Here is a 12,517-nt window from a genome sequence, read left to right on the forward strand (position 1 = left end):
CAGGCGATGTCCATGGAGCTGAAGGTCGGAGTGATCGGCTGCGGAAACATCTTCAACCTCGCCCACAAAAAGGCGCTGAGGGGAATAGAGGGGATTAAGGTCGTTGCCTGCATGGACATAGACGCTGCCAGGGCGAAGGAAGGTGCTAAGGAGCTCGGGGCGAAGGCGTTCACGGGGCTCGATGAGTTCCTTGACCTAGACCTCGACGTCGTGGAGATACTGACGCCGACGTACACCCATGCCGAGCTGGCCATTGCGGCCCTTAAGGCTGGAAAGCACGTGGTAGTGGAGAAGCCGATAGCCCTCACCGTTGAAGAGGGCGAGAGGATGATAAAAACCGCCGAAAAGAAAGACCTGCATCTCTTCGTTGGCCACGTGAGGCGGTTTGACAAGAGATGGATTCAGATGAAGGAGGTCATAAAGAAGCGCAACATCCTTCCCATGCACATCAGGAAGGCCGAAGTCCAGAACCTCCCCTTCCCGAAGGACTACTGGTACTGGGACGAAAAGAGAAGTGGCGGCGTCGCCGTTGACCTCGGAGTGCACGTCACGGACTTCCTGCGCTGGTTCTTTGAGAGCGAACCTGTAAGCGTCTACGCCGTTGGAAAGGCGATAAAGGAAGAGGCTAGAGCCAATGGGACGTTCGACCACTTCATGATGATGATAAAGTTTGAGGGAGAAAAGACGGGCATAGCCGAGGTCAGCTGGGCGTATCCCTATCCCTCGCGCTACGGCGTATTCTACCACCACGTCGACATCATAGGCAAGAACGGCAGGATACGCTATACCCCTCTGGATACCCCGGTCGTCGGCGTTGCCAAGGCCAACTTCGAGATGCCCCGCTTCTCACCGCTCCTTTCAACGTTTCCAGACGCCTTCGAGAGGGAACTGAGGCACTTCTTCAACTGCATCAGGGGCAGGGAGGAACCAGTGGTTACAGCGGAGGACGCCCTTATTGCGCTGAAGATTGCAGAAAAGGCCAAGGAAAGCGCCCGGAAGGGGGAGGTGGTTGAGATATGAGGAAGCTCAACTTTGGAATAATCAGCTACGCCCACCCGCATGCCCTCCGTTTTGCCTCGGTAATTGCTAGGGGCAAGAGGACAAAGCTCGTCGCCATATCCGGGGACGGCTCGAACTCTGACGTGGCCAGGGCCGAGGCGAGGAAGTATGGGGCGAAGTTCTACAAGGGCTACGAAGCCCTCTTGAGGGACGAAAACGTGGAGGCCGTTTACATTGCCATAGAGACTTACCGGCACAGGGAAGTAGCCGTGAGGGCCGCGGAGGAGGGCAAGCACATACTCCTTGAGAAGCCTATTGCCTTGAACCTCAAGGACGCTGATGAGGTCATTAAGGCCGCTAAAAAGGCCGGTGTTAAGCTCATGCTGCCCTTCAACCCCAGGTTCACGGAGCCCCTCGTGAAGGCCAAAGAGATGATCGATGCCGGCGAGATAGGTGCTCTGGAGTACATACAAACGATCTCTGAAAACGTTAAGCCTCCGATATTCCTCCAGGGGCTGGATATGGGATGGTTCTTGGACGTCAAAAAGTCTGGAGGCGGTGGCTTCATGGACACTGCGCCTCACGGCGTTGACTCCCTACTCTGGCTAACTGGGGATGTGCCAAAAAAGGTCTATGCGGATATTGGGAGCAAAATATACGGCTTCCCTGTGGATGACATCGGAACGGCGGTTCTTGAGTTCAAGAAAGGTGTTCTGGCAGTTCTCACAGCCGGATGGGGCAATCCCAAGGGCTATTCCTACGGTATCGAGATAAAGTACTACCTCGTTGGCAGGGAGGGGTTCCTCGACGTTAGAACCGCTTATCCCGACTTCACTGTCTATCAGGACAGGGCCGAGAAGATATACTGGGACAGACCGGACGTGAGGGGAATAGTGAGTTCCTTCACGAGGGCCGTCTTGAAGGATGGTGATGTTCCCATAACGGGTGAAGACGCCAAGAAGAACCTTGCGATAATCCTTGCCGCATACGAATCTTCCAGAACAGGGAAAACCGTGAAGCCAAGACTTTAATTCCAAACTTTTACTTTTTTGTAATACAACCACTTTAAGTGGTTCTAAACATAAGCCTTATATAGTTTGCTCACTTAGGTTCGTTGAAGTACCTTATTGAGGGATAGGGTGATGCCCCATGATTAGGAGGTTGTTTGGTGTTCTGTTGGCGGCGGTTGTGTTGTTCGCCGTAGTGTCCAGTGGCTGTATCTCCCCAGGAGGTGGGGAGAAGGTAACAGTGACGTTTCTGTCAACCCAGCTGAATCCGCCCGAAGAGAGGGCCTTTGTCCAGGATGAGTTGCTGAAGGGCTTTACGGACGAAACGGGGATCGAGGTAAACTTCGTACCAATCTCATACACGGACATGGTTACGAGACTTGAGGGCGAGATGCAGACCGGCAAGGTTACCATAGACCTCATCGGTGACCTCCACGGTGGTATGGATTACATGGCATCGAAGGGATGGCTTGAAGACCTTGGAGGAATGCCCAAGCTTGAGGGGAGAACCTTCATCAATACCTTTGAGAGGTACGCCCACATACGCGGCCAGAAGGTGTATATCCCCTGGATGAGCGCCACCTACGTCATGGTTGTCAACAAGGAAGCCTTCAAGTACCTTCCCGAGGGACTGACCGAAGAAGATGTGATGAAGGGAACCGACAAGTGGACTTACGATGCCCTCCTCCAGTGGGCCAAGAACCTCAAAGAGGCCAAGGGACAGCCAGAACTCGGCTTCCCTGCCGGACCGAAGGGCCTCTTCGTCAGGTTCCTCCATGGCTACATCTATCCAAGCTACACCGGCTATCAGGCCAAGGAATTCGACAGCCCCGAGGCCGTTGAGATGTGGAACTACCTCAAGGAGCTCTGGCCCTACGTGCATCCGTCCAGCACCACGTGGGACGCCATGGCCGACCCGCTCCTCAAGGGGGAGGTTCTTATAGCATGGGACCACACGGCTAGGATTAAGAACGCCATAGAGACCAAGCCTGACCAGTTCGTCGTCGTTCCAGTTCCGAGGGGGCCGAAGGGCAGGGGATTCATAGTCGTCCTTGCCGGGCTCGCCATACCGAAGGGAGCACCCCACAAGGATCAGGCCTGGAAGCTCATAGACTACCTAACCAAGCCTGAGACCCAGGTCAAGGTTCTGGAGAAGGTTGGGTTCTTCCCAACCGTTGAAGAAGCCAGCGGAAAGCTGCCGGAGGGACCGCTTAAGATACTCGCCAAGGGTGTTCAGGCCCAGGCCAGCACGCAGGATGCCCTGGTTGTCATGATACCAAACCTGGGAGACAAGGGAGGTCAGTTCAAGGAGTACTACAAGCAGGCCTTCGAGAGGATAGTCCTAAACAACGAGGACCCCGCGACCGTAACCAAGGAGATAAAGCCTGATCTCATAAAACTCTTCGAGGAAGTTGGAGTGCCGGTGCCGTGAGGGATAGCCATGGAACGGCGCTCTCTCGTCCCCTATCTTTTAATTTTACCCGCTTTCCTTTACCTGCTGTTTTTCGTTGGCTATCCCCTTGTTCAGGCCCTGTACCTAGCTTTTACTCAGAACGGTGCTTTCTCGCTGGAGGTTTGGAGGAGAACATTTAGCGATTACTATTTCTGGAGCGCGTTTAAATACACCATCCTTCTCGCTGGTGTCATAGTCCCCACTCAGGTCGCCCTCGCAGTTGTTCTTGCCCTTCTTATGAACCGGGTCTTCAAGGGCAAGGACGCCGCCCTCTACGCCCTGATAATTCCCCTCACCATAAGCGACGTGGCGGCCGGCTTGATATGGTACTCAATGCTCTCCCCATACGGTTTCATAAACAAACTTCTGATGAATCTTGGAGTTATCAGCCAGCCCCTGTACTTCTTCGGCTACGAGTACCGTATGAGGGAGTTCTTCGCAATAGTTATAGCCGAGCTGTGGCGCTCCACGGCGATAGTCTTTGTGATAATCCTCGCCGGCCTTCAGATGATAAGCAAGGAGTACATAGAGGCCGCCGAAGTCTTTGGGGCCAACTACTGGACAAGGCTCAGGCGCATTGTTCTGCCGCTCCTAAAACCCAGCATCCAGAGCGCCCTCATAATAAGGACTCTCTTTGCGATGCAGATCTTCGGTATCGTCTGGATACTGGCTGGTAGGGATATCCCGGTTCTCGCAGGGGAAGGCTACTATCAGCTTACGGAGATAAAAGATGCAGGCGTTGCTTCGGTTTACGCCCTTGTAATAGCGGCCCTCTCCATACTTCTCGGGGCACTCTACATCAAGTTCCTCCGCGCTGAGTACCTGGAGGTGGGAGAATGAACGATGAAACCAAGTACGCCCTCAAAAAGGTGGGGTTCTACACCGCCGTTTTCACGGCCGCCGTCTGGATAGTGATCCCGATCATCATCTCCTTCCTCTACGCCTTCACCACCAAGACCGACTACTATGACCCGACCAAGATAGTTCCGACGAGCTTCACGAGCGAGTACGTTCGCACGATACTCTTCACCCTCGGAGCGTGGGACGGGATAAAGAACAGCGTCATAGTGGCGGTGCTCACCATAATCATAAGCTTTATCCTAGGGGTTCCGGCGGGGTACTCGATAGCCAAATACATGTTCCCTGGCAAGGACCACATAAAACTCTCCATAGTGGCCCTCAGGATGTTCCCGATTCCGGTCATGGCTATACCGCTCCTGGTTCTCTACATAGACCTCCACCTCGCCGACACGCTCCTCGGCGTGGCCCTTGCACACACGGCAATGGCGCTTCCCTTCGTCGTCCTCATAACGTCGAGCATCTTCGCCGGGGTATCCAAGGAGTACGAGGAGGCCGCGATGGTTTTTGGCCTTACCAGGTTCGGCTCTTTCAGGAAGATAACCCTCCCCCTGGCCCTTCCTGGATTGGCGGCGGCTGCCATGTTCACCTTCGTCATGAGCTGGAACGAGGTCTTCGTAGCCTCGATCCTAACCTTGAACAACAGAACTCTACCGGCTCAGATACTCTCGATAATGGCCGGCTCCAGTGGCGGTGCCGCGCCGGACTACTATAAGTTCGCGGCGGCCTTCATAATGACCCTCCCTGCGATGCTGTTCATACTCTTCGCCCGGAGGTATCTGGTCACGATGTGGGGTATAACGCTCAAGTGAGGTGTTACCATGGTTGAGGTCAAGCTTGAGGGAATAACCAAGAGGTTTGGGAACTTCGAGGCCGTTAAGGATCTCACCCTCACGATAAAGGATGGGGAGTTTCTCGTGCTCCTCGGACCCAGCGGCTGCGGAAAGACGACAACGCTGAGGATGATTTCCGGCCTGGAGACGCCAACAGAGGGCAGGATATACTTCGGCGACAGGGACGTGACCTACCTGCCCCCCAAGGACAGGAACATCTCGATGGTCTTTCAGAGCTACGCAGTATGGCCGCACATGAAGGTTTTCGACAACATAGCCTTCCCTCTCAGGGTGAAGAAGTATCCTGAGAACGAGATAACGAGGCGCGTCAAGTGGGCGGCCGAACTCCTTCAGATAGAGAGTCTCCTCGACCGCTATCCCGGACAGCTCAGCGGTGGCCAGAGGCAGCGTGTGGCTGTCGCCAGGGCGATAGTGGTTGAGCCGGACGTTCTACTCATGGACGAGCCGCTAAGCAACCTTGACGCAAAGCTCAGAGTGGCGATGCGCGCCGAGATAAAGAAGCTCCAGACGAAACTGAAGGTAACGACGATCTACGTCACCCACGATCAGGTCGAGGCAATGACCATGGGCGACAGGATTGCTGTCATGAACAAGGGCCGGCTCCTCCAGGTCGGGCCTCCCACGGAAGTTTACCTCAAGCCAAACTCCCTCTTCGTGGCGACTTTCATAGGTGCCCCCGAGATGAACATAGTTAATGCGACGGTTACCGAAAATGACGGGCTGGTACTCGAAGGCGACGGCTTCATCGTCCCCCTGCCCGAGGACTTCAGGGAGCTACTCCTTGACTACATTGGAAAGGATGTCCTCCTTGGCATACGGCCGGAGCACATGACCGTGAAGGGTGTCTCCACCCTCGAACACGTAACAAGAACCGCTGAAATAGAGGGGACGGTGGACTTCATCGAGGCCCTAGGGACGGATACCATAGTTCACGCCAAGGTTGGGGGGAACATCATCAAGATAAAGCTTCCTGGCCACATACCCCTCCCGGTTGGAGAAAAGATTAAAATAGAGATTGACCTTGACAATATCCATATCTTCGACAGGGACACGGAGAAAGCGATAATCTGAGGCCTGCCTATGGAAGAGAAGGAGATAAAGTCCCTCCTCCGTGAGTTCGGTCTTAACGAGTACGAGGTTAGGGCGTACCTTACCCTCATCCGGAACGGCCCGTTAACCGCTGGAGAACTCGCGACGCTCTCAAAGGTTCCCCAGCCCAGGATATACGACGTAATAAGGACTCTAATGGCCAAGGGATTCGTCACGACGAGCCAGGGACGGCCAAAGCAGGTCATTCCCCTCAATCCCGAGAGCGTCATGGATGCCATCAAGCAGCGATACGATGAGAGGATAGAGGCCCTTAAATCGGCCCTCGAGGAGATTTACACTCCCCACGGAGAGATAGGCAGCGTAATCGTGGTTAAAAGTCGTATAACCCTTGAAGACTACATCCGGAGGGCCATAAAGAACGCCCGGTTCCACATGAGCATCGCCGTTCCCAGGGGTTTTCTGAAGAAACTGGAGAAGGATCTGAGAAAGAAGAAGGAGAACAATGTCCGCATAAATCTCTTCGTATACGGTGAGAACGACGTCCCTCTCGTGGCCAACGAGATACGCGTCAGAGACGTGCCGGATCCGATAATCATAATTCAAGACAGGGACATGGGTGTATACCTTCCCTACGAGGCCTTGGGCGGTGGCAGCTCCCTACACGGCTACGGCCTTATAATCCAGGACAACAACCTGCTCTTCATGCTTGACCGCTACTTCTACCACGCCCTATGGCCCACCGGCAGGATCGTTTATCGCGAGGAGCGCGAGCTCAAGCTTCCAAGGGAGTACATCCACATAAGAGAGCTGGTCGCGGACCTGAAAACATTTGGACTCGCAGGCATAGGCGTGGAGGTCATCGGAAGGTTCGTACGTTCAGGGGAGCCGGTCCATATCACGGGCACCATCGTTGAGTTTTTTGAAGACGAGCACAAGGTGATATCCAACATAACCGTCGAGACCGAGGACGGGGCCAGATACATAGTGGGCGGCTGGAACGCTTCCCTAGAGGACATAGAGGCCGAGAGGATCGTTCTCTTTGAGTAAGCTTTTTTGCTGGAGATGGTGGGAATGGACGCCAAAACTGTCGCTCTTGAGATTATGAGGGCGGCGATCGAGAATGCAGACCCCTACAGGGCAGTGCGTAGGAGCATCAGCGTCGATGGAAACCGCCTGATGGTTTTTGGAAAGGAACTTCCAGTACGGGGAAAAATCTATCTTCTGGCCTTCGGCAAGGCCGCCTGCTCCATGGCAAAAGCTATAGTTGACGTCCTTGGGGAACGGATTGGGGAAGGGGTAATAGTCACCAAGTACGGCTACGCCGAAAACTGTCCCAAGCTGGGAAGGCTGAAGGTCATCGAGGCCGGGCATCCCGTTCCAGACGAGAACTCCCTTCTGGGTGGAAAGCTCGGCCTAGAACTGGCGGAAAAGGTTGGGGAAGACGATATCCTTCTCGTCCTCATCTCCGGTGGCGGAAGTGCGCTCTTCCTCCTCCCGGAGGAAGGCATAAGTCTGGGAGATAAAATCAGGACGAACGAGCTCCTTCTGAAGAGCGGGGCAAAGATATACGAGATAAACACAGTGAGGAAGCACATCTCTGCGGTGAAAGGCGGTAAGCTGGCAAAACGTGTAAAAGGCACCGTGATAAGTCTCATCCTCTCGGACGTCGTTGGCGACCCGCTTGAGGCGATAGCCTCTGGTCCGACCGTGAAGGATCCGACTACATTCCAGGACGCCTTCCGGATACTGAAGCTCTACGGCGTCTGGGAGAAACTGCCGAAGAGCGTTAAGAGGCACATCGAGCTGGGGCTTGAGGGAAAGGCCGGGGAGACCCTCAAGGAAGATCTGCCCAACGTCCACAACTTCGTAGTCGGAAGCAACACCCTCGCCTGCGAATCAGCGCTGAAAAAGGCGAGAGAGCTCGGCTACAACGCGGCGATACTCACCACAACCCTCGAAGGCGAGGCCAGAGAGGTAGCTTTGGCGATAGGCTCTATAGTCCAGGAGGTAGCCAGATACGACCGCCCGGTTCCAAAGCCTGCCGTCCTGATAGCCGGCGGCGAGTGGACGGTGACCATTGAGGGAGAAGCCGGCCTCGGCGGGCCGAACCAGGAGTTTGCCCTGAGCATTGCCCGGAAGATAGAGGGGCTGAACGCCGTCGTTTTGGCCGTTGATACCGACGGGACGGACGGGCCGACCGACGCCGCTGGCGGGATAGTGGACGGGAAAACGCTTGGGCTTCTAAGGGAAGCGGGAATAGACGTCGAGGAAGCCCTCAGGAGGCACGACGCATATAATGCGCTGGAAAAGGCCGGCGCGCTCCTCAAAACAGGACCGACCGGAACGAACGTGAACTCTCTGGTGGTGGCTGTCATTCCGAAGAGGCTTTAAGGAAAACCTTTCAATATTACTGGGTGAAATCATGAACCGCATTCCACGAAGGGAGCTCGTGAGAAAGGGCTGGCACGTCCTCCCCGGGATCCTCGGTGCCCCTATAATCGTCTTCACCCCGAAGTGGGTTACCTTAGTGGTCGTCTGGTTCTTCGCCTTTCTCTACACGCTCCAGCACCTCAAGCTCCTCCGCGGCTGGAGCTTTACCGTGCCCATAGCAGACCTGAGCTACAGGACGATGGCGAGAGAGGACGAGAGGGACAACTTTCTAGGGAGCTTTCTGCTGTGGGTCACAATGGCCATAATCTGCACGGTCTTTCCTAAAATAGCCGCCCTCTCGGCCCTGTGGGTTTCGACCTTCGGCGACTGCTGCAACGCCATAGCCGGCCAGCTCCTCGGAGGGCCGAGAATTCCCTGGAACCGGAGAAAAACCCTCATCGGGAGCACCGTGATGCTGGTGGTTTCAATCCTGGCACTCTGGGCCAGTCACAGGGTTCTTGAGCTTGACCCATCTCCCGCTATCATAATGGGGGTTGCGATGGTCGCAACCCTCCTTGAAAGCCTCCCTCTCCACTCCGCCTACGATGAGTTCACCGTTCCATTCTCAACCGCGTTCCTTGTCTGGCTGGCCTACGGAGGGGCTCTGCTCTCCCCTGTGTGGTGACTTTTTCTTTCCAAGCCTCGCCCTTTAGGGTTGGGTACAGTACTCTGCAAATTAGTCATTAAGCGGGAAAGCAATACTCTTTTAAAGCCTGAAACGCATACTATCTCCTGGAATGAAGCGTTCTGTAACGGTTAAACTTCAACCATCAAAGGCGCAGGAGAAAATCCTCTTTGAGTTAGCTTACGCTTCAGCCATAATCTGGGACAAGCTCAATTATCAGCGTTTAAAACAGTTCAAAGAATTCGGCAAAATCGACTTTGGAACAACGGAAAAAGAAGCTTATCACGAGTTCAAAAACTGGATTGGTGGTTCGACAGTCCAGCAATTAGCCAGAAAAAACGCTGAGGCATGGCGTTCATTCTTCTCACTCAACAGGAGGAAAAAGAAGGGGGAACTTCCAGAATGGTTCAAGCCAAGACCGCCCAAATTCGTTAGGGAAGAGAACGGCAGAAAACTCTTCGTAATTCCCCTGAGAAACGACCAGTACCGGATTAATGGCAACGTCCTCGAATTGAGAAGACTCGGAAAATTCGGCAGGCTTAAACTCCAGTTCAAAGGCAGAATACACTTGAGAGGCAAACAGGGAAGGTTGGAAATAACTTACGACCCCATTAAGAGGAAATGGTACGCTCACGTGAGCTTTAACGTTGAGGAAAAGCTTGAAAATGGCGAGTGGGTTAAGCTTCCAAGAACTCCAAAAGGAAGCCTCTCAGCAGGAATTGACCTTGGAGTAAACAACTTGATGGCCGTTTACGTTGAGAATGGTGAAAGCTTTCTCGTGAACGGGAGGCCGTTAAAGAGCATTGATTTTTACTGGAGAAAGAGAATGGCGGACTACCAGTCCAAACTCAACAAGAGTGGGGCGAAAACGAGCAGGAAGTTAAAAAGAATGCACGAGAAGGCGAAACTTCGAGCGAAGCACTACATTAATACCGCAGTTAGACAGACCGTTAGAAGGCTTTATGATTTGGGTGTTTCTAAGATTGTCGTTGGTTATCCTAAAGGCATAGCCCGGAGTTCTGATAAGGGTAAGAAGCAGAATTTCCTCCTCTCCCACGTTTGGCGGTTCAATACTGTGATTCAACGGCTTAAAGAGGTCTCGGAAGAGTATGGTATTAGGGTTGTGGTTGTTGGTGAGGCTTTTACTTCGCAGACTTGCCCTCTCTGCGGCCAACGCCATCCTAATGCTCGCTTTGTTAGGGGTTTGTTTAAGTGCCACAGAGAGGGCGTTGTTATGAACTCTGACTTGGTTGGAGCGTTTAATATTTTGGTGAAGGTTAAAGCTATAACCCCGAGCCTGCCGGGTTTATCGGGAGGTAGGGGTAATTGGCCTAAGACCGGGCCAGAGGGGTTGAAAACCCGCTTTATTTTGGGTTTGAATGAGACCCCTCAAACCTCCCTGCCCTTGGGTTAGGGGGTTCTCCAGTGGAACCCCCGCCCTCAGCCGGGAGGAGGTCAGATGACGATGCTCCCGGAAACGTGCTTTCTAGCCAGGTCGGGCGCGTTGGTCTTGACCTCGACCCAGCTCCCCCATCTCCCGTAGTCCTTCCACCTCGTTAGAAACTTGGCGTAGCAGTACTCACAGGCGAAGGCACAGCCGACGTACTGGTTGACCGCCCACTCTACGCCAGGAATTTTGGATCTGGTGTAGATGCTCTTGGCGCGCCTCTCTATAACCCGAACCTTCATAAGGACTTTTTATCCATTCTCCTTAAAAGGTGAGCGGCAATGCTGAGGGTTCGCCGTCGGCCGGTTAAGTACGCGAGGCTTGAGGTGAGGCCGGACGGGACGGTCGTGGTCACCGCTCCGGATGGCTTCGACGTCGATGCCCTGATCGAGAGGCACCGCGGCTGGCTTGAGGGCAAGCTGGCCGAGATAGAGGGCCTTCGCGAGATAGCCGAATCGGGCTTTCCCATCAACGGCGAGTTCTACGGGGTCATCCACGGGAGAAAGCCCAAGGTTCACGAGCGGTTTAAGACCGTCGTCCTCTCACCCAATCCCAGCGATGTCCTTGACTGCCTGAAGAAAATCCTCCGAAGGGAACTCCTGCCCCTCGTGGATTCCTATGCCCACAGGATGGGAGTTAAATATGGAAAGGTCTATATTCGCCATCAAAAGAGCCGGTGGGGGAGCTGCTCCCCCAGGGGGAACCTGAACTTCAATGTCCGTCTTATAGCCCTTCCCAGGGAGCTTAGGGAGTACGTTGTAGTCCATGAGCTCGCCCATTTAAGGCATCTCAACCACTCGAAGGCCTTCTGGGAGCTCGTCGAAAGGTTCTACCCCGACTACAAAACCGCGAGGAAGGAGCTCAAGAAGTGGTGGACAATAGTCGAGCTGAACCCGTACTGGAAGTGGCTGGCGAGGGGCGAGGTTTAAAAATGGGGCGTGTAAAAACCAGGAACCTTCTCAGGTTCCTCGCGCTGATGGCCGACGAGGTAATAGTCGGCATTTTTATCTTCCTGATACTTCCAGGGATAGGCGTGGAGATTCCCCTCTGGGCAGGCTTGCTCGTGATAGCCGTTCTCTTGGCCAAGGACTTCCTCATAGCGCCCTTTGTTCTCGGCGGTGGAGCGGACAAAAGGCCCGAAACCGGCCCAGAGAGTCTGATGGGGAGAACTGCCCTCGTTGTTGAAGACCTTTCACCTGAGGGAGTCGTCAAAATTGACGGTGAACTCTGGAAGGCGGAATGCATGAACGGAACCGCAAAGGCCGGCGAGGGGGTCAGGGTGGTATCAGTTCGGGGCACTAAGGTGCTCGTGGAACGCCGAGGGTAGCTAAAATCCTTGCGACCTCTTCGGGGTTGTTGGTCGTGAACGAGACAGTCCAGCCCTTTCTTTGATGTATCGTGACGCAGCCTTTAGCGGGAAGGTTGAAGTGTATCGTTCCGTAGCAGGAGGTCCATCCCTCTCCAACCCTAAAGCTAGCGATGTTCTCGATGGGGATCGTTTTCCTAACCACAAGCCCAATGACGCCCCTTATCCTCAGCTCGCGCTCGTCTATCTCGATTCTGATTGCAATGACATCGAGGAGCAGAACCGTAACTCCAACCGTGGTCGCGAGCATTATTTCAACGCCTTCGCCTGCCTGATACGTAGCGTAGAGGCCCGCGAACATCGCAAGGATCGGGGTCAGCATGATTATCTGAAATACCCTGTTCGTTAGGGTCTCTTCGTAGAGTGCCATATCCTCACCAGGGGAACTTCTCGGTTAGAGCTTTAAAGTTTGACCTCCAAACTTTCCC

At 54.2% G+C, this 12,517-nt stretch carries 13 protein-coding genes and 1 pseudogene; 12 read left to right on the top strand and 2 right to left on the bottom strand.

What is annotated here, in order from left to right; translation table 11 throughout:
- The first annotated feature begins 6 nt into the window (after positions 1-6).
- From E3E25_RS01000 to E3E25_RS01045, 10 genes are all read left to right on the top strand, one after another.
- On the top strand, positions 7-1,020 hold the full coding sequence (locus tag E3E25_RS01000; protein ID WP_206204596.1) for a Gfo/Idh/MocA family protein: 1,014 nt from the start codon (positions 7-9) through the stop codon (positions 1,018-1,020).
- On the top strand, positions 1,017-2,030 hold the full coding sequence (locus E3E25_RS01005; RefSeq protein WP_167891485.1) for a Gfo/Idh/MocA family protein: 1,014 nt from the start codon (positions 1,017-1,019) through the stop codon (positions 2,028-2,030). The genes E3E25_RS01000 and E3E25_RS01005 overlap by 4 nt, the downstream gene beginning before the upstream one ends.
- 121 nt (positions 2,031-2,151) lie before the next feature.
- On the top strand, positions 2,152-3,438 hold the full coding sequence (locus E3E25_RS01010; RefSeq protein WP_370456662.1) for an ABC transporter substrate-binding protein: 1,287 nt from the start codon (positions 2,152-2,154) through the stop codon (positions 3,436-3,438).
- 9 nt (positions 3,439-3,447) lie between these two features.
- On the top strand, positions 3,448-4,299 hold the full coding sequence (locus tag E3E25_RS01015; protein WP_167891487.1) for a carbohydrate ABC transporter permease: 852 nt from the start codon (positions 3,448-3,450) through the stop codon (positions 4,297-4,299).
- Positions 4,296-5,129 (top strand): carbohydrate ABC transporter permease, encoded by an 834-nt coding sequence (locus E3E25_RS01020; protein ID WP_167891488.1) that lies wholly within the window; start codon positions 4,296-4,298, stop codon positions 5,127-5,129. Before E3E25_RS01015 ends, E3E25_RS01020 begins: the two co-directional genes overlap by 4 nt.
- Before the next feature lie 9 nt (positions 5,130-5,138).
- Positions 5,139-6,242 (top strand): ABC transporter ATP-binding protein, encoded by a 1,104-nt coding sequence (locus E3E25_RS01025; RefSeq protein WP_167891489.1) that lies wholly within the window; start codon positions 5,139-5,141, stop codon positions 6,240-6,242.
- A 9-nt stretch (positions 6,243-6,251) separates the two neighbouring features.
- Positions 6,252-7,268, top strand: coding sequence for a TrmB family transcriptional regulator (locus E3E25_RS01030; RefSeq protein ID WP_167891490.1), 1,017 nt, complete (start codon positions 6,252-6,254; stop codon positions 7,266-7,268).
- A 24-nt stretch (positions 7,269-7,292) separates the two neighbouring features.
- Positions 7,293-8,612 (top strand): glycerate kinase, encoded by a 1,320-nt coding sequence (locus tag E3E25_RS01035; protein WP_167891491.1) that lies wholly within the window; start codon positions 7,293-7,295, stop codon positions 8,610-8,612.
- Between the two features lie 31 nt (positions 8,613-8,643).
- Positions 8,644-9,276 carry a diacylglycerol/polyprenol kinase family protein gene (locus E3E25_RS01040; protein WP_167891492.1) on the top strand — a complete coding sequence of 211 codons (633 nt, stop codon included), beginning with the start codon at positions 8,644-8,646 and terminating at the stop codon, positions 9,274-9,276.
- Between the two features lie 112 nt (positions 9,277-9,388).
- Complete coding sequence (locus tag E3E25_RS01045; RefSeq protein ID WP_167891493.1) at positions 9,389-10,690, top strand: RNA-guided endonuclease TnpB family protein; 1,302 nt, start codon at positions 9,389-9,391, stop codon at positions 10,688-10,690.
- Between the two features lie 44 nt (positions 10,691-10,734).
- Here E3E25_RS01045 and E3E25_RS01050 read toward each other — a convergent pair.
- A pseudogene (locus E3E25_RS01050) lies at positions 10,735-10,965 on the bottom strand (radical SAM protein); the annotation flags it as partial.
- Between the two features lie 39 nt (positions 10,966-11,004).
- Here E3E25_RS01050 and E3E25_RS01055 point away from each other — a divergent pair.
- Both E3E25_RS01055 and E3E25_RS01060 read left to right on the top strand, forming a co-directional pair.
- Complete coding sequence (locus E3E25_RS01055; RefSeq protein WP_167891494.1) at positions 11,005-11,652, top strand: M48 family metallopeptidase; 648 nt, start codon at positions 11,005-11,007, stop codon at positions 11,650-11,652.
- A gap of 2 nt (positions 11,653-11,654) precedes the next feature.
- On the top strand, positions 11,655-12,050 hold the full coding sequence (locus tag E3E25_RS01060) for an NfeD family protein (protein WP_167891495.1): 396 nt from the start codon (positions 11,655-11,657) through the stop codon (positions 12,048-12,050).
- On the opposite strand, the gene E3E25_RS01065 is transcribed toward E3E25_RS01060, so the two are convergent.
- Positions 12,022-12,459, bottom strand: coding sequence for a hypothetical protein (locus E3E25_RS01065; protein WP_167891496.1), 438 nt, complete (start codon positions 12,457-12,459; stop codon positions 12,022-12,024). The two genes, E3E25_RS01060 and E3E25_RS01065, sit on opposite strands and share 29 nt — an antisense overlap.
- Between the last annotated feature and the right edge of the window lie 58 nt (positions 12,460-12,517).

This window comes from Thermococcus sp. MAR1, assembly GCF_012027305.1.
Taxonomy (GTDB): domain Archaea; phylum Methanobacteriota_B; class Thermococci; order Thermococcales; family Thermococcaceae; genus Thermococcus.

What these genes read in the sequence shown, in the direction of transcription:
- E3E25_RS01000 (WP_206204596.1), top strand. Translation starts at nt 7, where the DNA reads ATGTCCATGGAGCTGAAGGTCGGAGTGATCGGCTGCGGAAACATCTTC.
- E3E25_RS01005 (WP_167891485.1), top strand. Translation starts at nt 1,017, where the DNA reads ATGAGGAAGCTCAACTTTGGAATAATCAGCTACGCCCACCCGCATGCC.
- E3E25_RS01015 (WP_167891487.1), top strand. Translation starts at nt 3,448, where the DNA reads ATGGAACGGCGCTCTCTCGTCCCCTATCTTTTAATTTTACCCGCTTTC.
- E3E25_RS01020 (WP_167891488.1), top strand. Translation starts at nt 4,296, where the DNA reads ATGAACGATGAAACCAAGTACGCCCTCAAAAAGGTGGGGTTCTACACC.
- E3E25_RS01025 (WP_167891489.1), top strand. Translation starts at nt 5,139, where the DNA reads ATGGTTGAGGTCAAGCTTGAGGGAATAACCAAGAGGTTTGGGAACTTC.
- E3E25_RS01030 (WP_167891490.1), top strand. Translation starts at nt 6,252, where the DNA reads ATGGAAGAGAAGGAGATAAAGTCCCTCCTCCGTGAGTTCGGTCTTAAC.
- E3E25_RS01035 (WP_167891491.1), top strand. Translation starts at nt 7,293, where the DNA reads ATGGACGCCAAAACTGTCGCTCTTGAGATTATGAGGGCGGCGATCGAG.
- E3E25_RS01040 (WP_167891492.1), top strand. Translation starts at nt 8,644, where the DNA reads ATGAACCGCATTCCACGAAGGGAGCTCGTGAGAAAGGGCTGGCACGTC.
- E3E25_RS01045 (WP_167891493.1), top strand. Translation starts at nt 9,389, where the DNA reads ATGAAGCGTTCTGTAACGGTTAAACTTCAACCATCAAAGGCGCAGGAG.
- E3E25_RS01055 (WP_167891494.1), top strand. Translation starts at nt 11,005, where the DNA reads ATGCTGAGGGTTCGCCGTCGGCCGGTTAAGTACGCGAGGCTTGAGGTG.
- E3E25_RS01060 (WP_167891495.1), top strand. Translation starts at nt 11,655, where the DNA reads ATGGGGCGTGTAAAAACCAGGAACCTTCTCAGGTTCCTCGCGCTGATG.
- E3E25_RS01065 (WP_167891496.1), bottom strand. Translation starts at nt 12,459, where the DNA reads ATGGCACTCTACGAAGAGACCCTAACGAACAGGGTATTTCAGATAATC.